Below are 22,164 nucleotides of genomic sequence, written 5' to 3'. Positions count from 1 at the left end.
GCTTTCCCAGATTCATATTCTTTCAGAATATTGATAATCTGATGTTCTGAAAATTTGCTCTTTTTCATAATGTTTAACAAACTAAATTTAATAATTTTAATTGGTCTGAAAAACAGGGAAGTTTACCGAATCTTTAAACATAATTACAGATTTTTCGATTGATTTCTATCTATCAAATTATGGTTTAAATGTCGTTTAACACTTTCAAAATATCATCTATATCCGCCAATAATTGTTTTGAATAGAGTCCTGTCATGTCACTTAATGAGACAACTATTTATTAGTTGTCTCTTTTTTTATAGACATAAAAAATTATTTATCAAGCTGTTACCGCTTGACATTTTATGGTTCGAATTTTTTCACTTGGAATTATTAGTTTACTTAAAATAGACAGTCTAAAAGTGCTTTATCAAAGATTTCATCGGTATTGAAGCGTGGTTTGGAGTCTCATTAAGGTTCAAGTATTTTTTCTCTTTTGGTTTGTTATAACTTTTTGATACTAAATATAGCAATTCCAATAATAATAATAATAATAATAATAATAATAATAATAATAATAATAATAATAATAATAATAATAATAATAATAATTATTGCCTTACTTGGTTTTGTTGACCTTAAAGTGGCTAGATAAACTACTTTAACAATTTCACAATATTCATCTTATAAATTTTGCCAATAGGAATTTGGTAATTCGAAATAAATATAATGTTTCCTTCAACACTATTAATCTGCTTTGGAGCAACTGCAAATGATTTATGAACTTGCACAAAATCGTTTTTAGGTAATTGTTCTAAAAAAGCAGAGAATTTTTCACGAATGGTAATGGTTTCAGTCGTGGTTATTATTTTGGTGTAGTTGCCCGTTGCTTCGATGTATAAAATGTTTTCTGTTTCCAGTTGAATGTGCTTTTTATTGCTTTGAACAAAGATCCGGTTTGGAATGTTATTTTTTTCAGAAGGAACAGTCTTTTGACCTACCGAACTAATCGATTTATTTACAGCTTTTAAAAACCGTTCAAAACCAAAAGGTTTGAGCAAATAATCTGAAATGTTGTGTTCGTATCCTTCCAGAGCGAATTCCTGATAAGCAGTTGTTACAATTACTTTTGGTGGATTTTGCAATGTTTTCAGAAATTCAAAACCTTTCAAAACAGGCATGTTCAAATCTAAAAAAATTAAATCTACTTTGTTTTTGCTCAGATAATCAAATGCTTCCAAAGCATCATAACAGTTTTTCATCAACTGCATATTTGGTATCAAATCGCAATATCCTTTAATGATGTCGTGGGCAATAGTTTCGTCATCTATGATTAAATAGCTTATCATAATTGTTTTAAAATTAGTTGAGCTTTATAAATATTTTCATTTACCGAAAAAGTCAATTCGTGCTGATTGGGGTAAATTAATTCTAATCTTCTTTTCAGATTTTTTAAGCCAATTCCGGATTGATTTTCAGCTTTTTCAAAATTATTTTCAATCGAAAAAAAGATTTCGTTTTTAGAAGAGGCCAAACTCATTTTTATATATGCATTCTCTCTCAAATTTTCGACTCCGTGTTTGAAAGCGTTTTCTAAAAGGATGATAAATAATAAAGGAACAACTTTTTGATTTTCATCAATTTCACATTTAAAATCAACGTTTATCTGTTTGTGGTAACGCATTTTGTGGAGTTCGATATAGTTGTTCAAGAAATCAATTTCTTCCTGTATTGTAACTGTTTCTTTTTCGCCTTCATAAATGCTGTAACGCATCATATCCGAAAGTTTTAGTATCAATTCTTGTGCTGTTTTGGGGTCTTTCGCAACCATACCGAACAAATTATTGAGCATATTGAAAAAGAAATGCGGACTGACCTGGCTTTTCAAAAGCATTAATTCGGCTTTCATTTTTTCGTTTTTCAGTTTGGTGATAAAAATAATTTCCCGAACTAACCAAACTACACCCAAACAAAAAAGCAAAACGTAGTAGCAAATTACAATGATGGCAACTTTCGGGTGGTAATTTCCTAAAAATACGACAGATTTGTTTTCCGTAAAAATCACTTCATAAACCGTGATTATTACAGGAACAATTGCCATTAATAAAAGCGCAATCACAATCCATTTTATATTTCTTTTCAGAATCATCATACTGCAATATTACAACTATAAATTGCCCACCGCAATAACGTTGACAAACAACCCTTACAGCGTTTTGAAAGTATGAAAATGAGTGATAAAAGCAATTTGAGTTGATGCAAATACTGTTTGTCCAATTGCAGAAGTCGTTTGTCACAAAGGTTTTGAAAACGAAATCAGCTTTTTTAGGTTTGCTGAAATTAAAATTAAAGAAAATGAAAAAACGAATTTTTAGATATTTAAAACATATTGTAATTACCTTTCTGATACTTGGTGTTTTGGCAATCTCATTTGGGTTGTATCACGATGCAAGTTTTCGGTATGCAGAAAATCCTGAAATGATGAATTGGGATAAAGACGGTCCTTATGTTTTAACTAAAAATGATAGTATTGTTAGTGTAAATTACATCAGGGGAAATCAGGATGATGGGTTTTATTTAGACCAAAAAGAGTATCCTTTGGATTCAAAAATTCCTGTGTCTTGTTATTTTCCATTAGATTCTACCCGTTTTGAATTTACCATCAACAACAAAATCGAGATTCCTAAAAATACCTATAACGACAATTATAAAATTTTAGCTATTTCTGATATTGAAAGCGGCTTTAAAACTTTTCGTGATTTTTTAATTACCAATAAAGTCGTTGACAATAAGCTAAATTGGGCATTTGGAAATGGGCATCTTGTTTTGCTCGGAGATTTTGTAGATAGAGATTTTTCAACTACGCAAGTACTTTGGTTTATTTACAAACTGGAGCAAGAAGCAAAAGAAAAAGGCGGAAATGTTCATTACATTTTGGGAAACCACGAATTGAAAAATATGCAGGGAAATTTTGAAAATACTTCACCGAAATATTATCACGTTTCTTCTATCCTAAAGAAAAAACAAACCGATTTATATGGAGTTAATTCCCATCTTGGAAAATGGATGTCAAGCAAAAACGCAATTGAAAAAATTAACGGAATTCTCTTTGCACATGGCGGAGTACATCCAGATTTAGCAGGTTACAAAACAAATTTGGACGAAATCAATCAAATTATTCGTAGCAATTATTATAAACCTTACTATCCGAATCCGCAGAAAAACTTGGAGCAATTATTAATTTCTTCTCATAAAGGAATTGCTTGGTACAGAGGTTATTTTAAAGAAGATTTGACCCAAAAAGACGTGGAACGTGGCCTGGATATATTCGATGCAAAATCAATTGTAGTCGGTCATACACTTCAATCAAAAGTCAATAGAAAATACAAGGAAAAAGTAATAGGAATTGATGTAAAACACCCAAAAGATTACTCTAAAAGTCTTCCCAACCAAAAATCAGAAGGTCTGTTGATTGAAGGAAATAAATATTACAGAGTTTTGCATAATGGAGAAAAGAAAGAGATATAGAATGAACCTCTTTATATTAAATCACCAAAATGTGCTTGCATTGCAGGTGTTTTTTGCTCTTGGCATTGATTTATCTTAGACCAGTTAAACCTTAAAATGAGTTTCCGTTGCATTCCTAGCACGCAACGGAAACTAAACTACTACCCATTTTTTATTTAATGGTTTCTAATTTCTGAATCATTGCTTTTGCAGATTCTGAATTTGGGTCTAACGCTAAAGCTTTCTGATATGATTTTAATGCATTTTCTTTATCGCCGTTTATAAAATATGCTTCACCTAAACTATCCCATGTATTCGAGTTATCTGGAAATAATTTTGCATTTTCCTGAAATACTATTATCGCATTATCTAAGGATTTTTCTTTCAAAAAGGCGTAACCAATTTTATTCAAAAAATCATTCTTATTGCTCTTAACAGTTTTATTAATGGCCTCTATGTAAGCGTATACAAAGGCTTCATTCTCATTTGTTTTAATATTTGGTTGCACACCTTTTCCTTCCCAGTTTGTTTTTGTTATCGGATGAATAGACTTGATATACGGAACCGAAATAGTAAACTTGTCGTTTAGATTAATTCGTTTGGTTCGATTGGCACCACCCTGCGTAATTTCACCAACTATGGTTGCTTTACCTAAATGCTTTAACGTATAGGTAAATGCCTCAGCCGCAGAAAATGTTTGCTTACTTGTTAAAATGTAAATAGGTTTGTTCGTACTGCGTTTTCCAGCTACGTTTGCAAAAGAATAAAGCTGAGTTTTTGTATCTGTTTTTCTTTCATAGAAATCACTTAATAAAACTGGTGTTTCATCAAAGAAATAACTTGATAATAATTGCATCATACTTGGAACACCTCCCCCATTTGTGCGCAAATCAATAATAATTGCATTGGTGTTGCTTAAAAAATTCATCGTGGCTGTTGCGGTTTCTTCAGCATATTTTGTATCTGCAAACAAGCGTAAATTCAAATAGCCAATATTTCCGTCCAGTATTTTTACTTCCGTAAATCCATAATTAATTTCTGCCATTTGCATCGCCATTTTTTTCTCCGCTTCTAATTTCATTTCTTCCGAAACAACATGCTTTTCTTGTGCAATTCGCTCTGGTTCAAATCGAACTTTAAGGTGTAAGTCTTTACTCACACTTTGTAAATCTTCGGTTAGTTTTTTAGAAAATTCAGTTGGATTGGTGACTTTGTCATACGCATTAGATTTTAAATTCTTATCCAGCTCAGTTATCATTTTTTTGGATAAATCTAAATCAATATAGGACTCCGCAAGATGCGTTTTTATTGAAGTTATAATTTCACTTTTTTCTTTTGTTTGCAATGAGTTTTTCTCTTGTGCTACTACATTTTGTAGAGTTACCAGTAGCATCAATAGCGTCATTTTAAAATAGCCTTTCATAATATTTAATGTTTAAATTTTCATCAAACATATAGGTAAACCAAAACGACGTAAAATATTTTTCTTAAACGAATTGGTAATCATCACAGACAATTGATTGGTGTGCACAAATTAAGTTGATGCAGAAAAAAATAATGTTGGTGCTACTTTTGAGTAAGTTGGTGCATATTGTATTTGAAAAAGTTCAATTATGGTTAATTTTGACTTATGATTGCATTTCTCAAAAAATACAAAGCCTTCCTATACGGATTGCTAATCCATCGGGTATTAGTCATAATTTTATTGCATTTTGATTTTATTTATATAGACAATTCAGCCGTATTGGCAAATACGTTGAGCTTTATTTTTAGCTGGATGTTAATCTCTCTCCCTATTCATTATTTTTCGTTTTTAAAACAGCATAAAACAATTAGTTTAAAGTTAATTGCACTGATTTTTATTTTTTTAGTCGTCATTATAAATGATGGAAATTCCAAAATAGCTGATAATCCAATAACTTTTGTGGGCTTAATAATCATTGGGCTCTATTTTTTTTCCATTATAGCAACTTCTTTTTTTAAAAAATATGCATTGATTATCATTGGGTTTTACATTTTAGCTTTTGGCTATTTCTATTACATCAGAGTTTACATTGATGATGTAAATCGCTACCTCCAGCAAGAAAAAGAAATTAAAATCATCTTGACCATTCCTTTTTTCGCGTTGCTGTTAATGTGTTTTTATCAACAATGGAGATGGTTAAAAACGCTGGAAGCAAAAAAATCAAAAGCAGAATTATCGTTATTGAAAAGCCAGATCAATCCACACTTTTTTTTCAATACCTTAAATAATCTGTATGGTTTAATAATCGAAAAATCAGATGACGCACCAAATGTTGTTTTAAAACTGTCTGACATCATGCGTTATACCATTTACATGGGAAAAGAAGATTTGGTGCCATTAAAGGATGAAATAAAATATCTAAAGAACTACATCGAATTACATAAAATACGGTATCAAAAAACGGTTGATATTGTTTTTAATCATTCTCAGGACATCGATTATCAAATTGCACCATTACTATTCATTATTCCTTTAGAAAACGCATTTAAACACGGCGTAGAAAGTTTGACAGAAGATGCTTTTATCCATATTACTATGAGAAGTGAGAACAACATTATTCATTTTGACATAGAAAATAACTTTGAAGAACGAGAAGCCAATGCGACGGCTGGTATTGGAATAGACAATTTAAAACAACGCTTAAAGTTATTATATCCCAATAAACATCAAATTCAAATTGAGGTTAAGGATGGTATATATAAATTTACGCTTAAAATAGAAACAATATGATTTACTATTTAATCATTGATGACGAGCCTATAGCACACCGCATTATTGAAAACTATTGTGAAAATTTACCACATCTGCAAAAGAAAGGTAATTGCTATAATGCCTTTGAAGCGATGCAGTTTTTAAATGAAAACGCAGTAGACTTGTTATTTTTGGATATTAACATGCCCAAACTATCTGGTTTCGATTTTTTAAAAACACTGCCCAATTCACCTAAAATAATTGTGACCACAGCTTACAAAGAATTTGCTTTAGAAGGCTATGAACTCAATATTTCTGATTATTTATTGAAGCCATTTAGTTTTGAGCGATTTGTAAAAGCGATTAATAAAACTATTTCTACTGTTCAAAATAAGAAAGATATACCGACCTTATCAACGACTGAAACCAAAGCAGATGCCGGTAGTATTTTTTTAAAAGGTGATAAAAAGCACCATCAAATTCATTTCGAAGATGTATTATTTATAGAAGCTTACGGACATTTTATCAAAATTTATTTAAAGAATGAGATGATTGTTAGCCCTCAAAAAATTTCAGATTTTGAAAAGTTGCTTCCTAAATTAGATTTTATAAGAACCCATAAATCATTTATTGTTGCCAAAAATAAAATTAAACAAATTGAAGGTAATAGGATTTTAATTGATGTGCACAAAATACCAATTGGACAAACCTATAAAGAGAACATCAATCAACTGTTAAGTTGAATCTTCAATCAAAATTAATATTTGTTTCAAAGGCAATATCAGTGATGTATATCTTTTTCTTTTGTCATTATTAAACACATTTAGAGTGAAAGAATGATGGGCAAAATCACATTTGCCATTAAAAAACCGCCAATCATAAAGCAAATGGTCGCTACTAAAGAAGGCCATTGAAGATTGGAAAGTCCCATTATCGCGTGTCCGCTAGTGCAACCTCCGGCATATCTTGTTCCGAAACCTATAAGAAATCCGTCGACAACCATCAGAATGAATCCTTTTTACGTCAATAAACTTTCAAAATTCATCAGTTGTGTCGGGACAAGATTGCTGTAATCGGTAATCACATAGGTTGTCAATTCTGCTTTAAGGTTTGGATTGACTGCAATTTCTTCGGGGTTCATAAGTAAAAAAGCGGCAATCATTGATCCGAAGAAAATTCCGAGGACAAAGAATAAATTTCAGGATTCTTTTTTCCAGTCGTATCTGAAAAAATTGATGTTTGTCGGAATACACGCCGCAATGACGAACTTATCCCGAAAGATTTATTGCCTAAGATCAGCAAAGCCGGAACAATAAGACCAATGCCTTTATTTATTGAAAGAATTTCAAATACAATTACAGATTTTTTAATTGATTTCTATATATCAAATTATGACTTATATGTCGTTTAACACCTTCAAAATATTATCTATATCTGCTAATAAATGGTTTGAATAGAGTCCTGTCATGTTCACAAACGACAATATGCGCAAATTTAAGACAATTTGCGCATATTTATTTTTACACAACTCATAATCAATTATTTAGCTTTCAACAGATTAAGGCTTTCATTACAAAAGTGTTATTTCAAAAAAAGCTTATTGATTTCACAACAAAACTAAAAACAACTGAAAATCAATCAGTTAACACTACAAGCCATAGGGATTTGAAAATTTAACTTTCGATGACCTAACAGGATTCAAACACCAAAAATTCACAAAAAACCACATATTTTTCACTAAATTGTTTTCAATTGTTGTTCAAATGCAAACAAGGAAATTTCCTTTAGAAAATGATTTATCTTCTCATCATTACCTAAAGTTTCTCCCACTCTTGCCCCAGATTTTTCTAATTTTATTCCAAATATTATTTTTATAAATTCCGGTAACATATTCAGAATATTCTCATTGGCTATTACTTTCTCAGGAAAAAATAATCTTGCTATTTTTTGTTTAGTTGATATATCAGACGCCTCATAAATGTCTCCTAAATGACAAAATATATTATTCCCTTCTTTTTTTCCAAATATTCCTACTCCTGCCTTTAATGCTTGCTCTCGTAATTCTGAAGCATAATTCTTTAAATAGACTTTACAACTATTCTTAATAAGGAAATAATCATCGTAATCAATTTTTCCCATCGAAAAAAGCTGATGTGCATTTAAACTTCTGTCAATCGATTTATCCATTGCTCTTCCTATCTCACGTTTTTTACTTTGATAAGCTTCCTGCCTTCCTTTATCAATCTCTTTCAAGAAATCATTGGCTATCTTTAAAAAAGGAATATCAATCTGTACTTCTTTAAGGAAAGTTAGAAAGCTTGCATTAACAAAATCAGTTCTGATACGATACTTACATTCTCTGGTGCAATGGTAATAATAGTATTTCTTACATTTTCCCTGCGAAGAACTTGCAGTTAATGTTTTTCCACAGATAGGACACAAAAGTACACCTCTTAATATGAAGTTTTCATTAAGTACTTTTTTCTTTTTGATAAACTTTGAGTTATTTAATTCCTGTAATATTTTTTGAACTCCCTCAAACAGGATTATAGATACAATTCCTGTATGTAATCCATTAATAATCTTGCCTTTTTCACTTTCAGATTCAGGAACTTTAATCTGTCCACAATAAATGGGATTTCTTATTAATCTATAGAAAGCACTCATACTACATCTTAAACCTTTAGAGACAGCATGCTTATATATTTCTGATATTGTAACTCTTCTTTCTTTTATTATCTCTTCAAAGGCTTCACGAATTATAGAAGCTTCAGGGCCATAAGGTGCAATATATTTTTTTCCATCCGCTGTTACTTTATTCCGATATCCTAAAGGGGCTTTATTGATCCATCGACCTTCTAGCCTTGCTTTTTGCATACCTAAACTTACATTCCGGCTCCTTTTATCATTTTCAACTTCAGATGTAGCCAAATATACAGCAAGTATAATCTTACTTTCCGGTATAGAAAAGTCTATTGGCTGATCAATAGCTTGAAGAGAAACTCCCATACTTCCTAGTTTCTCAAGCATTAAATAAGCATCTGTAATGTTACGGCTAAATCTATCCCAGTAAGTAAAGAGTATAATGGCCGGACGATTTTTAAGAGATTTAATCTTAATCATTAATCTGTTCCATGCAGGTCGATTAAATGTTTTCGCTGAATAATCTTCGAAAATAGTTTCTGTAATAATCAGGTTATTATATTTACAATAATGCACAAGGCGCTCCAACTGGCTGCGCTGGGAATATCCTTTTACAGCCTGCTCATCCGTACTAACTCGTATGTAGAGATATACGGCAGGCATAATATGGTAATTTGTCTTGGGAGATGTTTATATAATAAAACGTAGAATTTATGTATTTATTAGAAATAAAACACAAAATTAGTACATCTACCTATTTCAGGGACGTTGGGCAATGATTTCAGAGTTTACAAAGCTTGATCCAAATCGGAGGCCTCCAGTTATAAAGCCCACAAGCATTATTTCTCCATTCAGCTTTAGCTCAGAAACCGTAAATAACACATAAATTCAAGTAAAAAATTTAAAGCTTTGTTCTCCATTAATTTTTAAATTTATGCTTTACAGTTGATCAGCCATTGAAAAAAGTACAACATGAAAGAGCTTCTTGAATAGTGCCATCGGTTTGCTATTTTTCAGATCTGGCTAATGTGTTTTCCAATTATTTTGGTGATCTCATTAAGCATTATACAGGGCGTTCCCATAGGAACATATTCATCTGCTTTTTATGCAGATTGCAAAGAATAAGTTCCACATTATGGTAGCTTCAAGATTGAACTGTACCTCCCGTTTTCTTCTGGCAATAGTTCCTCAAGCCGGTTATTGACTTTTCTTTGATCAGGTATTCGCCGTTGCTGAACTTGACATTTAATAATCCACCAAGGGAAAGATATTAAGATATTAATTCATTCAGTAAATGTTGTGCTTTCATTCTCCATAAGTTACTCTTATCACCTGAATCTAAGTTTTCAGTTAAAGTCAAAATGTCTTGTAAAATTTCAATTTTCTCATCAACATTTTTTTTCAACTCGGCTTTAAAAAACAAAGCTTGCGATAAATATGACACATACTCGAAAATTGCTACTTGTGAAGCCTTCAACTTAGTAATAGACCCTTCCAGTATATCCAACCCACTTTCAACTTCTCCTTTAGATATAATTAGGAACACAGAATAGTTATACTCGACATGTGCAAGCGTGGATATAAAAATAGGGTTCGCCTTATATAAAATTTTGGCTAGTTCAATACTTTCCTTATATAAATCATCTGCCTCAGGTAATCTTCTAATAAAATTGATATCGGCAAGTAAACACTTTGCTCCAATCAAATACTCCAAGTATTCATTGGGTTCATTTCGTGATAACTCTGTTAGAAGTTTTACACTTTGAAGAGCATATGTATGTGCTTTTAAGGGATCAAAAGTCCTCCTCTTCAAATAGCAAGTTGCTAAATTTACTTGTATTAAAGCTTTCTCCTTTTCGGTATCAGCTATATTATCGAGAACTGCAATAGCTCTTAAATGATGAATCAATCCTTCAGTTTCATTATTGTTTGCTTCATAAATGAGTCCAATAGCTGTTGCAAGCCCTGCTAATTCTTTTTCATGTACTAAATTAGGATCAACTGCCATTGCTCTATGATAAAAATTTAATGCATGTTCATACGAATTTAATGCCTGTCGAAGATTTCCAGAAAGTTTAAAACAATCTCCAAGATGCTTTTCAATATTTGCTAGACGACTTAGCGATGTAGCTGATCCCTTTTCCATGTTTTGAAGATATTCCTTTGCAAGATTAAATCTTTCAATTGCACAAGTTGATTGCCCAAGTTTAATGTTTGCGTGAGCAATATGCTCTAAGAGGGTTATTTGGTAAGGTTTTGTTGTCTCATTAGCAAGAGCTATCTCACATATTTCGATTATTCTGTGGTAGTCCAGCTTTTTAAAATATAATAACTGGACGTATTCTATAGCGACTAACGACCTAGGCCAAATTTGAAAAGCCCTTTCAAAGTTTTCTTCTGCCGCTTTTCTATCACCAGTAGATATTAATAGTCTAGCTCTCAAAACTCGACCTCTTGCTAATTTCATTTCAGAGCGTTCCAGTTTCTCTTCATTTAGAATTTCCAAAGCCTTTGTAACATTCTTTTCTTCCAATAATGCTCTCTGAAGTACCTCATTATCCAGATCAATAATTTCATTTTTGATTTTGCAAAGCTGCTCATTTAAGAACTCCCTTTCTTTTATAACATTTGATAAAATAAACTTTGCTTTGTTCAACTCTTCACTAAATATAACTTCCTGTTCATTCAACTCCGCCTCAATTTCTGAAATCATCTTTTGATAGCGTTTTATTTCCCTGTCCTTACTATTTAAGATGGGCATTAGTGATTTTCCAGATTCCTGAATTTTGACTATCAGCATTTCATGGCTCTGCTTTATCTCTTTTAATTTTTCTACAGAGTATGTTTTTTCATCATTATCAATGATATGGTGACAAACCTGGCAAAGCCAAATTCCATTCCTAACATCTTTCAGTTCTTTAATTGAAAGCATTGGATTAAAACGTAAATTTGCAGCATCTTTTAGTCCCTCTATGTGTGCAGCCTCGCCTAAATTGTGAAATTTACTAGGATCACTGTGCGGCTTGGTAGTTATTTTTTTACACAAGGAGCAATGTTCCCCTGCTCGTTTGTATAAAATTGTAATCGTATTCTTATTAAAGGCACCATCTCTCATAAACGTAGATTTTTACATTATATAAATTTTGATCATATTGCAATCATTAGCTTTTTTTAATTGCAAGGGCATTCCTAATTATGTTGCAAATACCCGTATTTTATTTCTGCTAAAACTGCATTAAAATTCATCTTAAGCCTTCCATTAACTGCTTCCAGAATTTCAGGAATGTCGGATAATCGATGTAAAAAGTTATGATATTCTCTCATCCAAATCAGCCATTCAGCATCGAATAGTTGGTAGTTAAATTTTTTCGGATTCAAGAGCCAAGATTCAAAGGTATTTAAGCCTGTTAATTTTTCAAAACATACTAACTCAACGTCAATTTCAAGTTTGGATATAAGAAGAATAAAATTCAGAAAAGACAAATTGATTGATTCTACGGACTCTAACTTAAGATCTCTGTAGACTATTCTATTATTGACATAATTAAGATACTTCTCAAAATAATCTCCTTCATCAAATTTAATTACTCCAGCATGTAGCAATAATTTATAGAATTCGTCATCAAATTGCATGTTAAGAAAATCCGTGAATGAATCATATAAAATTTTCTTACAAGAATCATCTACGATTTGAGCCAGATTAATAGCTTTTTTGAAATTCTTAAAAGTTCCATCCTCTCGCTGACAATTCAAAAGCAGCTTGTTAATTAAATTTATGTTGGAGTATTTGTATTGTGGCTTATGCCTCAAAAAGGCTTTAGGGATATTTCTTATTAAACCTTCATACTTGTGATTATGCATTTTATCCCTTCTAATCGCAATATTTAAAATAGACTCCAGATCTTTTTCCTCAAATAAATCTCCACGCCTGATCATAAAATTTTCGAGTTCTTTTAAATTGTAATAAGCCAGATTGTCTTCTATATTTAAGAAACCTATCAAAGTTTTGATCAATGGTGAAAACTGTTCTTTCTTTAGATCTAATCTTGAAAGAATGGTGAAAATATTTGTAAAGATAGTATTGTATTGTTGGCCAAAATTCCAGATTTCCAGTTGAATCGCTACAATTTCATTTTTAACAAAATCATTAAAGAAACCTTTTTTTATAGAACTATTCAAAAAATTGTTCAGTTTGAACAGCAGTTTGTCTAAGCTTTCTTGATCAACTTCTATCACTTCCTGTTTTGAAAGTATTTCCTGTAGTTTTGTCGAATGGATATGTAAGATACTTTCAGTCAGTATAAAATCATTAAAATATTGAAGTCCATACCCCGAAGTATTATAACTGGTCACTAAAGCTTGCAAAGTGAGCGCAGTGATCTTCTTGTACTTATTAAATTTTACATAAAAGATAGAATTGCCATAATGATGTCTGAAGCATTTCTCATAATTTACAAGCAGATTGTACGCATAGTTTGGACCTGTTTGCGAGCCTCCGTCATCTATCAATTTCTTTAACGCATCAACTTGCTCAAGGAGCTGATCAATATTATCTTGAACTTTATCAATAAGATCGTCGTCTTTAACTTTCTTTAAATAATCCAGCACATCCTTCTCGATATAAAATTCCAACTCATTATAAAGCAGCTTATCCATATCGATTGCTCTTATATTGCTTCGGATTTCTTCCGTATCTTCCAATGATGACATCTGAATCAGATGATATAAAAAAGTAGTATTCAGCGAAGCTAGAAAATAGGTCACTCCTTTTTCAGGACTAATTTTTGCCAAATTCTTAATTTCATTTAAAATAAAATAAGATGTTCTGTAATTATTCGATGATACCAAAAAATTCCCAAATGCATATTCCATAGTAAGATAATCCAAGTTTCCATCGGCCTGCTTTAGTTTTCTGATAAGTTTGTCAAAATCAAAATTTCTGTAATTACAAATCATACAGTCACAGACAGTATCTTCAGGACTTAAATCAATATCTACCTCAACTATATTGTCATCCTCACAGCTAAAAATATGAGTCTTTGAAACCCCAATAACACCTTTTTTCCGTCTTAATTCTAACTGATAGTCACGAACTGCGTGAATTTCAGTGATCATACATTTGTTGAGAAATTTGAACGACCATCTTAATTTTTCCATAGCTTCATCAACACCCTCTATCCCTAATTCTTTCTGTAAATCGTGGGATAAAACAATTTCTTTTTTATGAATTGAAATCCCTCTCAATAAATTATAGATATCCGGATTAATCGTAAAAAGCTTATGATCATGATAATGCCATACATATTCATCCAAAATATTAAATGGCTTTATGGAGGCTAAATAATCTGAATTTACAAAACCGAACTCTTCAAACCTTTTAAGTGAATAGTAAATTTTATCAATAATATGAAGGTTCTCACTTTCAGTTTTTGATTGATCCTTAGAAAGTTCGAACAGAGTATCTGTATTGGATCTCTCAGTAAGATCATATTTTATAAATCTATCGTTGTGAAATAGAAATAAAAGTTCCTTTAATTTATTTTCATTGTTTAAATCTTTTAATAGGTAAACCTGATATTTCGAACTATCATGTGATCTATAGAACCTGATCTCGTTAATATTGGTAACAACAACCCATTTACAGTCCCCACCAGTCTTATGTGCGTAGCTAAATCCCTGCTCTACTGCGGAAATGTTCTTTTCACGTTTTTGCTTATCGTCAAGATTTGTATTGGCATCCTTTAATTCTACTACAACTCTGACCTGATCCTTTTTTTTTATCATCATAAAAATATCCTAGAACTGCATCGGGCTTAGTGGCATCAGTGATTGATTTTTTTTCTTCACGGAACATCCAGTTATGGGCATTTCCATAGTTAAAGTTTAAGATATCACCAAAAAAAATGGTAAGAAATCTGGATTTTACCTCTTCTTCTTTTAAGCTTTTAAACTTTCCTGACTTCTCTTCTTTAATTAGAGATTCAACGAGATGTTTGATTCGGCGTATGTTGGGAACAGTAGATAATTTAAAATCATATAAAAATTTACTTAGAAAAAACTCGGAGAAAATAGGTTTATTCATCATGGATTACTTATAATTACAAAAATTAATATTCCAAATATTGTATATTTGATTCTCTTTTTTAAGATTAATTTTAGGGCAAATCTCTAACAGTATAAAATATTAGCAGTAGCAAAAATCTCTGTAGCTTCAATTAATTTTTTCGTGGCATCAACATCTGTCTTAAAATATATTACAACAAAATCTTTTCTCGACCGTGAGCAAGAAACATAAAAAAGTCTTCTAGTTCTAGCTATTACATTATACCCTTAATATATACTTTACGGGAAAGACTACCAATATTACTAATATAGGATGAGAGTTCCAAAAACCAATGCCACAGAGGCAAGATATCAGCTTTGGAGTCAAGAAAATTATTTTGAGAATTTCAATCGAAGCTTAAATATTATATTAGTCTAAAAATCTAAAAGCTAAGAGCAAAATGATTCTTGATTGTAAATAGGAATATTTCCAATATAATTCTTTACCATGTGGATGACCTCATCTCGGTTTTCCATGTTTTTCCCTAAAATAATACAATTAAAGGCATCTTTTGGAAGTTTTATTCGTCTGTCTTCAATTGTGGCATCCTTTGTATAGAACTTTGTTGTTCTGTATTCTTCTTCATAATCCCATTTTCTTTCTTTAAAAAATACTGTTTTGTGAAACGCTTCAATATCATCCATTATAGGCTCAGGCATTATAATGGGTAGATCATCAACATAGATGACTTCTCCGCCTCCTCCGAGATTTCTGAACATTGTTTTCGAATTATATCCAATACAAATTCCTTTCCCATCTTCTGCATAGTCCTTCCACAGTCCCACAAGACAAGGATTTGCAGTCAGGCTAAGTATTCCTCTTCTCTTGTCATAGGCTTCATTAACAAATTTTATATAGCTTTCATAAAAATCAGGCTTTTTGTAAATTTTACTTCTTAACCAATTTGCAGAGTTGTGCATATGCTGCATAGTTGTAAAATGAGGATTTGCTATTTTTGAAAGCCGCATCGAAAAACGGAATGCCTCCTCATCTGTCATTAAATCGTACCTTGTAGTAATTTTACAATCTTTAACATCTTCAAACATACTTGGAGCAGCCATAAAAACTTCTCTGTTTTTAATAAACCGAAGATGATTTTCATTTGTAGCACTTCGATATTTGAATACCAATTCTGGAAATTCTGTGTCATTAAACTGTATGACTTTTTTCTGATAATTATCCATCTCTAATTCTTATATTTAATTAACACACTACTTTATTAAAATGAATTTTGCAATTAAATATATTAAAATTTGATTATTATTTCAATTGTTTTTTTAACGAGATTAAATATTCTACTTTTTTATCAACTAAAATTTTATAACACTCATATTATAAATTCAGTACATAATTTAAAAGAGTTGTATTTACGCTAAGCCAGTAGCTTAAGTCTTCTTTTACTACGTTTTTTAGTTTATGTTTTATCTCTACAGTTAAATTTTGAAAAGAACCAACCCACTCTGTTAAATCGTGTTCATAGAGTTCATAATGAGTGTTTCCTTTGAATTTTGATCTACTTATCCTTTTTAGATCTTTTATTGAAGGAATTAGATTTTCAATGTTAAGATAATTGCATAAAAAAATATAGTTTCTGTGCATCGCTTCGAAGTAAATTAAATCTTCATCCTCCACTCCTAAATGAAAATCTCTACCATCGTGTTCAATTTGAAAGTCTTCGAAGTGCTTCAGATTAGAAAGAAAAAACATAAGTTCATTTTCAAATTGAGGTCTATTTATTTCCATTTCATAAATACTTTTAAAAGTATTTATGCCGCTAATTACCTTAAATCTGTTATTCTTATAAAATTTATAATTAAATGTCTGCTGTTTTAAAAATTCACTATAATTTTTCCTAATGTAGGAACTAACGGAAAGAAAATAAAGCTCTTTGTTGTCTATATCTGTCAGAAAAATGAAAACAGGAACTGAAAACTGATGCCAATAATTGGAATTTGCAATATCAACATTGCTAATACTATAGTAATCTTCGATAGTCCATGGGATTACTTTTCTAGATTTTAATTGGATAGAAGCTAATTCTCCAGTCAATTAATTATTTTCGTTTACTAATTCCAGATAGCAATCAATTCCATAGTCTCTTTCTGTGATATCACGAATAATCCAATTATCCGGAATATTTGAGGAAAATAATTTGAAAGATGCAGTTTCAGAAATATGCTGAGGAACCCTTTTAGGTAGTTTCATTATTATTAAAATATTTAAGTAAAGTAATATTAAAGATTATTTGATAAACTATTATAAATCAAGACTTTATTTTTTGTCAGCTTTAAAATAAGCTGATTTAAACATTGGCTATATAAAAACTTATTAACTACAGTTCTTCTAATTCAGAATTTATATTCGCTATCTTATCTAGCAGATAGACTCTAAATTCTTTAGTTAATCTTAATTTATCAGCTCCTCTCATCAAACTTCCAAAACTATTTTTTCCAAAGTGAAATATTCAGGGAAAATACTGAATTCCGCCAGAGAAAGTTTAAATATTTTTACATTGTGGAAAACCGTAACAAAAACTAAAAACGATTTTTTAGCTTTGGCTGTTAACCTAAAATGAAATCACTAATATTTTATAAAAATTTAAAATGACATCAAAAAATGCAATTGAATACTATCTTAATATAGCAAAAGACATCGAACAAAATATTGATTTTAAAAAATATTCTTACACCATTCATGACAATGTATACTTTGAGGGTTCAATAACCCATAACACTGTAGAAATGAATAAAATATACTGGGAAGAAATTCTTCAAAGAGGACATTGGGCCGCGTTAACATCAATAATTAGAAATTTACAATGGGTCAAGGGTACAGAACAGGCAATTTCTGAAAATAATCTGCTTTCTTTCTGTGCAAACCTAAGATGTTTGATAGAAAGTAGTGGTGACAATGTTCTTTCACTTCTCAGTGTCCCTCAAATTCTTGCGGAAAATTTTAAAAATATTAAAGATTCTTTAAATGAAACTTTAAGCAATAAAACAGTTTATATCTCAGATGAATTGGAAGAAATATTAATCCATTTTTCATATGCACGAAAGATATCAAAGGAAGAAAGAATCAATCAACCTAAAATTCCAAAATATCAAAATGCCAAACCTGCATCTGAATATTTAAAAAAGCTTGATAATAAAATTGAAAACGGCCCCGTTGCGGAACTTTACTCAATCCTATGTCAGTTTGCACATCCTGCTGCACATTCAATACATTATCTATTAGATTTGTCTTATGACAGTGAAATCTACAAATTCGCTTACTCCCAGAACGCTGACAAAAAATATATTGATAGGATTTTAAATGCGTACAAAAACGAGATCTTTAACATTCTGCAGCAAGGTTTTAATCCGGGTTTCTTGACATTAAAAGCTTTAAATCTTTTCCCGTATGAACTGACAAAAACTCCGTATTTTGATACAATTAACCTACGAAATATTAAGGCTTGGATTGATATCGAAAATAAAATATCACTTCAATTAACTAAAGAAAATACTTAATACAATAATCTAATAACAATGGAACTTATTCTAGATACAAATATTTACAGAAATTTAATTACCGATAAAAACGACGAGGAAATTGAACAACTTATCAAACATATAAAAGAAATTACTCTCAAAAAAAACATTAAAATATCGTTCCCTATTAATTCTGCAATGGAACTAATAGCACATTATAACGATAGTAACGAAAACGAAAAGCTTGATTGTAGAAATGCGTTAAAATTACTTGTTGAAATATCGACAAAGATTGAGTTTGGTAGATTAAAAGTGAATTTTATTCCACCGTTAAATGTTGTTTTAGCATATTACTTTTTTGAAACTGAAGACATATACATGAGAATGTATGCATCAGTTATTACAATTGCTCAAAAGCTTGTCGGGAATGTTGCTATAGAAAGTACTGACAACATGAATGACTATGTCGATTTAGTTAAAAGCCAGATTGAATTCGAAAAAAACGAAATTAAAACTAATTACGAAAACTATTTAAAATCCATAAACAATGGCAATGTCGAATGGACATACTTTGAAGATAAAGAAAGAGAGAGAGTAGAATATTTTAAAAGTTTACGAAATGGGCAATTATCTTTTCTTGTTGCTCAAAGTTTTATTGAAAGAGCTTATATAATATCGGGTAATACTTTGACTAAAGATGAAGATTTTTTTAATAAAGTAATTATCTTTATGAAAGACTTTTGTCCAGCGCTTGTCATGAATGAGTTTTTACTTGAAAAAATTGGTCATAGTGTGGCAGCATTAGACAGTGTTAAAGATAAAAGATGGAATACCATTATCGACATATCTTTGATATTTGGCACTTTATACAATCCAAAAGGTGATGACAAAAAACTTGTAACCCAAGAGAAGCAAATTAAAAATGCATTTGATATTTGTGGTTATGAAAACAACCTTATAAACTTGGATGAATTCTTGGTTCTAATGGATATTAAATAATAATACAAAACAATGGGTAATAATATTATTTCAGGAGTATCACATCAATTTTATCACGTCATTCCTGATGAATTAGATTTAATAACAACAACACCTACAAGAGAGGGTATTTACAAATATTTATCTCAAATTGGTTTTGATAAATTTCCTGAATTTATTCTTGATATATTAGTCAAGATTGAAGGACATACTGCCGTAGATGTGACAGATGGTCAAGGTGATGAAAAACAGGATATTTTAACTATTAACCCTAAGGGTGAACGATGTCTTACCCAGTGTAAACACACAATTCATTATAATACACATTACAATGGTAATGATTTAGATTTGTTAGTTACAGCGTGCTTACGAAAGGCTTGTAAACAGACAATATTTGTTACAAATTCTGATTTAACACCACAAGGAAAAAAATATGTTAATGACAGAGAATATACTAGAGGATTTCCTAATCCTGACGATTGCCCTGCAATTGATTATTGGAATGGTTATAAAATTTGGGAAAAGATAAAAAATAACACAGATATTATAAACAAGTGGTTTAGCGGACTAGGGCAAGTTCACGGTCTGAGAAGCTTTAAATTCGATTTAACAATTCAGAAGTTACCGTTTGTAAAAGACTCAGAAGGTGATAAAGATTCTTTTGACGAAGTCCTAAAATTATTGAATGAAAAAATATGGTTTATTGAGGTTATAGAAGGTCTAGAATATAAAGCTGAAATCTCTGACAATTATAATGTAAAAATCACAAAATGGTTTCAGTTTACTGGAGAATTAGATATCAATTATTCATTACCAAATAATGATATTTCATTTCTTAATAAGCCTCTATATGCTTTAACTGTTGAAGTGAATATGAATTCAAACTTGGAAAAATATTCTCCTAATGAAATAAGATATGAAATTGTAAACAAAATATCTAACGATGTATTTCAAAACAATTCTGATAAAAATTGGTGGCATCTGACTTCAAGCCAAATAAGAACTATTATATATCTACATGACATCTCTGAACCAAGAGAAATTCATTTGAGTCACTCAACAACCTATGTCAAAACTTATAACAATCAAATAGAAAAAGAATTGACATATTGCTCATTGCCAAAAGATGAATTTAGTTTACAAATTAAAGATGAAGAATCAATTTGGATCCACAATAAAACAGGGGTACAAATTATGCAGATGTTTGAACAGCAAATGAACCCTGTAGATCAATATCATCATCAGTTAACTCAGTATGGACAGCTTGATCAAATTAGATCACATAACTTTTATGCTATAGACAATATAGATTCATCCCTTTTAATGAGAGTACGAAGAATTCTCAAATATGAATGGGTAGCATTTCAATATAATGAGAGTGCACTTATATGGAGTGTTCCTCAAGAATATAATTTAGATGAGGTAAACAAGATCCATAAAAAACTAGGCTCGCTGAATCTTAAAGTTTTACAAGTAGACCCAAAAGACATAGACTTTATTCTTAAAAATATTCAAAAAGAAATTACACCCAGCATTTGGATGTATACATCTGATTTAAAGACAATAACTTATCCAACTTTATTGGATAAAAGGGTTTTTTGTTTATCAAAAGAACTTTCTTTAAAGTCCCCTATTGATATTGAAAAAGCTTTGGAACTTCTAAAATATAAATACACGATCGAGCAGCAATTTGGTTATGATAATATGGAAGGAAAAACAAGTAGGGAGTTTAATTCTTCAGAATTAAGGGAATTACTATTTGATTTTTTTACTTTTAGAGGGAGTAGAATGCTAGATATTGGTATATACAACGAACCAATATCTATTTTTGCACGATTTAAAGAAGATAATTTACAGTCATCAAAAATATTAACGAATATTTATATTAATGAATTTTTAGAAATTTATAATAATATTGATAAAATACTAAGTTCATAGAATTATCATATACATATTCTTTTAATGTTGCAATCTAATTTTTATAGACTTTTGTATAATAAATCGAATCCTGTTATTTTCAAACTTAATTACGGCATTGTTATTTAGGAGACAAATCCAAAACACAATTAGGTATTTTTATAATTGTTGGTATTACAAAGCATAACTTAAATGCTATATAACACCTTCAAAATATTATCAATATCTGCTAATAAATGATTTGGATAGAGTCCTGTCAAGTTCACAAAAAGCTAAATAGCACTACTTTAAGAAGTAGCGCTATTTTTTTTAGTTTTATTTTTCACATATTCTTATTCTGAATATTTAGCAATATAGAATAACTATTCAATAATATTGATTCTATATTTTTTATTTAAAATCCCACTTATTATATTGGATATTTCATAACATTTTCATATTTTTATCAAAACTAAAAAAACATGAAAAACTTTTTATTCACAATTATTGCAAGTGTATCTTTTTAGATATTACACTTCAAATCATTTGAGATGATTCTCTTAGATCATCGATAGTCTCCGAAAATTACTCATACCATGACTGATATAATCATGTATGATTTCATCCTATTCAGAATTCTACAATATAACTATACAATTATTTTCAATTTGGAGTAATTAGGGTATACAGGTACAGAAAACCCATTTTATGACAGAAGAATAATACCTCTTTCTACTCTCTCTGAAGACTTTCCCTTTTTCAAACAGTTAATAAATATAAAATACACTCTAATACACTAAAACTTCTTTAGCATACAGCCAAGGACTAAGTCCATTTAACGATTTATGCGGATGATTACTGTTGTAATC

Annotated in this window: 16 protein-coding genes and 1 pseudogene; 6 read left to right on the top strand and 11 right to left on the bottom strand. The window is 30.4% G+C overall.

Going from position 1 to position 22,164, the window contains the following annotated elements:
* Nucleotides 1-635: 635 nt before the first annotated feature.
* Both C1634_RS25430 and C1634_RS25425 read right to left on the bottom strand, forming a co-directional pair.
* Nucleotides 636-1,328 carry a LytR/AlgR family response regulator transcription factor gene (locus tag C1634_RS25430; protein WP_109739368.1) on the bottom strand — a complete coding sequence of 231 codons (693 nt, stop codon included), beginning with the start codon at nucleotides 1,326-1,328 and terminating at the stop codon, nucleotides 636-638.
* The gene (locus tag C1634_RS25425) at nucleotides 1,325-2,131 is read right to left on the bottom strand and encodes a sensor histidine kinase (RefSeq protein WP_228410172.1); all 807 of its coding nucleotides are present in this window, start codon (nucleotides 2,129-2,131) and stop codon (nucleotides 1,325-1,327) included. The genes C1634_RS25430 and C1634_RS25425 overlap by 4 nt, the downstream gene beginning before the upstream one ends.
* 203 nt (nucleotides 2,132-2,334) lie before the next feature.
* Between C1634_RS25425 and C1634_RS25420 the strand changes: the two genes are divergently transcribed.
* Nucleotides 2,335-3,507 (top strand): metallophosphoesterase, encoded by a 1,173-nt coding sequence (locus tag C1634_RS25420; protein ID WP_109739369.1) that lies wholly within the window; start codon nucleotides 2,335-2,337, stop codon nucleotides 3,505-3,507.
* 151 nt (nucleotides 3,508-3,658) lie between these two features.
* Here the strand turns inward: C1634_RS25420 and C1634_RS25415 are convergent, their stop codons facing one another.
* Nucleotides 3,659-4,909, bottom strand: coding sequence for a S41 family peptidase (locus C1634_RS25415; RefSeq protein WP_103235349.1), 1,251 nt, complete (start codon nucleotides 4,907-4,909; stop codon nucleotides 3,659-3,661).
* A 207-nt stretch (nucleotides 4,910-5,116) separates the two neighbouring features.
* On the opposite strand from C1634_RS25415, the gene C1634_RS25410 reads away from it, so the two are divergent.
* Both C1634_RS25410 and C1634_RS25405 read left to right on the top strand, forming a co-directional pair.
* Complete coding sequence (locus C1634_RS25410; RefSeq protein ID WP_109739367.1) at nucleotides 5,117-6,241, top strand: sensor histidine kinase; 1,125 nt, start codon at nucleotides 5,117-5,119, stop codon at nucleotides 6,239-6,241.
* A complete protein-coding gene (locus C1634_RS25405) occupies nucleotides 6,238-6,945 on the top strand; it encodes a LytR/AlgR family response regulator transcription factor (RefSeq protein ID WP_103233909.1) in 708 nt (235 codons plus the stop codon). The genes C1634_RS25410 and C1634_RS25405 overlap by 4 nt, the downstream gene beginning before the upstream one ends.
* 80 nt (nucleotides 6,946-7,025) lie before the next feature.
* Here the strand turns inward: C1634_RS25405 and C1634_RS25400 are convergent.
* The 8 genes and pseudogenes from C1634_RS25400 to C1634_RS26200 all read right to left on the bottom strand — a co-directional run bounded on the left by C1634_RS25400 (nucleotide 7,026) and on the right by C1634_RS26200 (nucleotide 17,153).
* Nucleotides 7,026-7,573: pseudogene (locus C1634_RS25400) on the bottom strand (YeeE/YedE family protein).
* Nucleotides 7,574-7,939: 366 nt separating this feature from the next.
* Entirely contained in the window at nucleotides 7,940-9,508 is a 1,569-nt protein-coding gene (locus C1634_RS25395) for a recombinase family protein (RefSeq protein WP_109739366.1), read from the bottom strand.
* 607 nt (nucleotides 9,509-10,115) lie between these two features.
* Nucleotides 10,116-11,960, bottom strand: coding sequence for a tetratricopeptide repeat protein (locus C1634_RS25385; protein ID WP_103233911.1), 1,845 nt, complete (start codon nucleotides 11,958-11,960; stop codon nucleotides 10,116-10,118).
* Between the two features lie 74 nt (nucleotides 11,961-12,034).
* The gene (locus tag C1634_RS25380) at nucleotides 12,035-14,632 is read right to left on the bottom strand and encodes a hypothetical protein (RefSeq protein WP_123921589.1); all 2,598 of its coding nucleotides are present in this window, start codon (nucleotides 14,630-14,632) and stop codon (nucleotides 12,035-12,037) included.
* Complete coding sequence (locus tag C1634_RS25375) at nucleotides 14,565-14,927, bottom strand: hypothetical protein (protein ID WP_109739365.1); 363 nt, start codon at nucleotides 14,925-14,927, stop codon at nucleotides 14,565-14,567. The genes C1634_RS25380 and C1634_RS25375 overlap by 68 nt, the downstream gene beginning before the upstream one ends.
* Before the next feature lie 410 nt (nucleotides 14,928-15,337).
* The gene (locus tag C1634_RS25370; RefSeq protein WP_165835407.1) at nucleotides 15,338-16,009 is read right to left on the bottom strand and encodes a DUF2971 domain-containing protein; all 672 of its coding nucleotides are present in this window, start codon (nucleotides 16,007-16,009) and stop codon (nucleotides 15,338-15,340) included.
* Nucleotides 16,010-16,280: 271 nt separating this feature from the next.
* Nucleotides 16,281-16,997, bottom strand: coding sequence for a DUF4365 domain-containing protein (locus tag C1634_RS25365; RefSeq protein WP_109739364.1), 717 nt, complete (start codon nucleotides 16,995-16,997; stop codon nucleotides 16,281-16,283).
* Nucleotides 16,998-17,153 carry a hypothetical protein gene (locus tag C1634_RS26200; RefSeq protein ID WP_165835406.1) on the bottom strand — a complete coding sequence of 52 codons (156 nt, stop codon included), beginning with the start codon at nucleotides 17,151-17,153 and terminating at the stop codon, nucleotides 16,998-17,000. It abuts the gene before it with no gap.
* A 398-nt stretch (nucleotides 17,154-17,551) separates the two neighbouring features.
* On the opposite strand from C1634_RS26200, the gene C1634_RS25360 reads away from it, so the two are divergent.
* The 3 genes from C1634_RS25360 to C1634_RS25350 are packed head-to-tail and all read left to right on the top strand — an operon-like array spanning nucleotide 17,552 to nucleotide 21,337.
* Nucleotides 17,552-18,460 carry a hypothetical protein gene (locus C1634_RS25360; RefSeq protein ID WP_103235451.1) on the top strand — a complete coding sequence of 303 codons (909 nt, stop codon included), beginning with the start codon at nucleotides 17,552-17,554 and terminating at the stop codon, nucleotides 18,458-18,460.
* Nucleotides 18,461-18,478: 18 nt separating this feature from the next.
* Nucleotides 18,479-19,420, top strand: a complete 942-nt coding sequence (locus tag C1634_RS25355) for a hypothetical protein (RefSeq protein WP_103235452.1) — start codon at nucleotides 18,479-18,481, stop codon at nucleotides 19,418-19,420.
* A 12-nt stretch (nucleotides 19,421-19,432) separates the two neighbouring features.
* On the top strand, nucleotides 19,433-21,337 hold the full coding sequence (locus C1634_RS25350; RefSeq protein WP_109739363.1) for a restriction endonuclease: 1,905 nt from the start codon (nucleotides 19,433-19,435) through the stop codon (nucleotides 21,335-21,337).
* Nucleotides 21,338-22,164 lie beyond the last annotated feature (827 nt).

The organism is Chryseobacterium viscerum (assembly GCF_002899945.2).
GTDB classification, from domain to species: Bacteria; Bacteroidota; Bacteroidia; order Flavobacteriales; family Weeksellaceae; genus Chryseobacterium; species Chryseobacterium viscerum.
This window is presented reverse-complemented; position numbering and strand designations above follow the sequence as displayed.

Excerpts from the sequence above, each read along its gene's own strand:
- C1634_RS25380 (WP_123921589.1), bottom strand. The coding sequence starts at position 14,632 with ATGATGATAAAAAAAAAGGATCAGGTCAGAGTTGTAGTAGAATTAAAG.
- C1634_RS25370 (WP_165835407.1), bottom strand. The coding sequence starts at position 16,009 with ATGGCTGCTCCAAGTATGTTTGAAGATGTTAAAGATTGTAAAATTACT.
- C1634_RS25425 (WP_228410172.1), bottom strand. The coding sequence starts at position 2,131 with ATGATGATTCTGAAAAGAAATATAAAATGGATTGTGATTGCGCTTTTA.
- C1634_RS25360 (WP_103235451.1), top strand. The coding sequence starts at position 17,552 with ATGACATCAAAAAATGCAATTGAATACTATCTTAATATAGCAAAAGAC.
- C1634_RS25350 (WP_109739363.1), top strand. The coding sequence starts at position 19,433 with ATGGGTAATAATATTATTTCAGGAGTATCACATCAATTTTATCACGTC.
- C1634_RS26200 (WP_165835406.1), bottom strand. The coding sequence starts at position 17,153 with ATGAAACTACCTAAAAGGGTTCCTCAGCATATTTCTGAAACTGCATCT.
- C1634_RS25410 (WP_109739367.1), top strand. The coding sequence starts at position 5,117 with ATGATTGCATTTCTCAAAAAATACAAAGCCTTCCTATACGGATTGCTA.
- C1634_RS25375 (WP_109739365.1), bottom strand. The coding sequence starts at position 14,927 with ATGAATAAACCTATTTTCTCCGAGTTTTTTCTAAGTAAATTTTTATAT.
- C1634_RS25355 (WP_103235452.1), top strand. The coding sequence starts at position 18,479 with ATGGAACTTATTCTAGATACAAATATTTACAGAAATTTAATTACCGAT.
- C1634_RS25430 (WP_109739368.1), bottom strand. The coding sequence starts at position 1,328 with ATGATAAGCTATTTAATCATAGATGACGAAACTATTGCCCACGACATC.
- C1634_RS25420 (WP_109739369.1), top strand. The coding sequence starts at position 2,335 with ATGAAAAAACGAATTTTTAGATATTTAAAACATATTGTAATTACCTTT.
- C1634_RS25415 (WP_103235349.1), bottom strand. The coding sequence starts at position 4,909 with ATGAAAGGCTATTTTAAAATGACGCTATTGATGCTACTGGTAACTCTA.
- C1634_RS25385 (WP_103233911.1), bottom strand. The coding sequence starts at position 11,960 with ATGAGAGATGGTGCCTTTAATAAGAATACGATTACAATTTTATACAAA.
- C1634_RS25395 (WP_109739366.1), bottom strand. The coding sequence starts at position 9,508 with ATGCCTGCCGTATATCTCTACATACGAGTTAGTACGGATGAGCAGGCT.
- C1634_RS25405 (WP_103233909.1), top strand. The coding sequence starts at position 6,238 with ATGATTTACTATTTAATCATTGATGACGAGCCTATAGCACACCGCATT.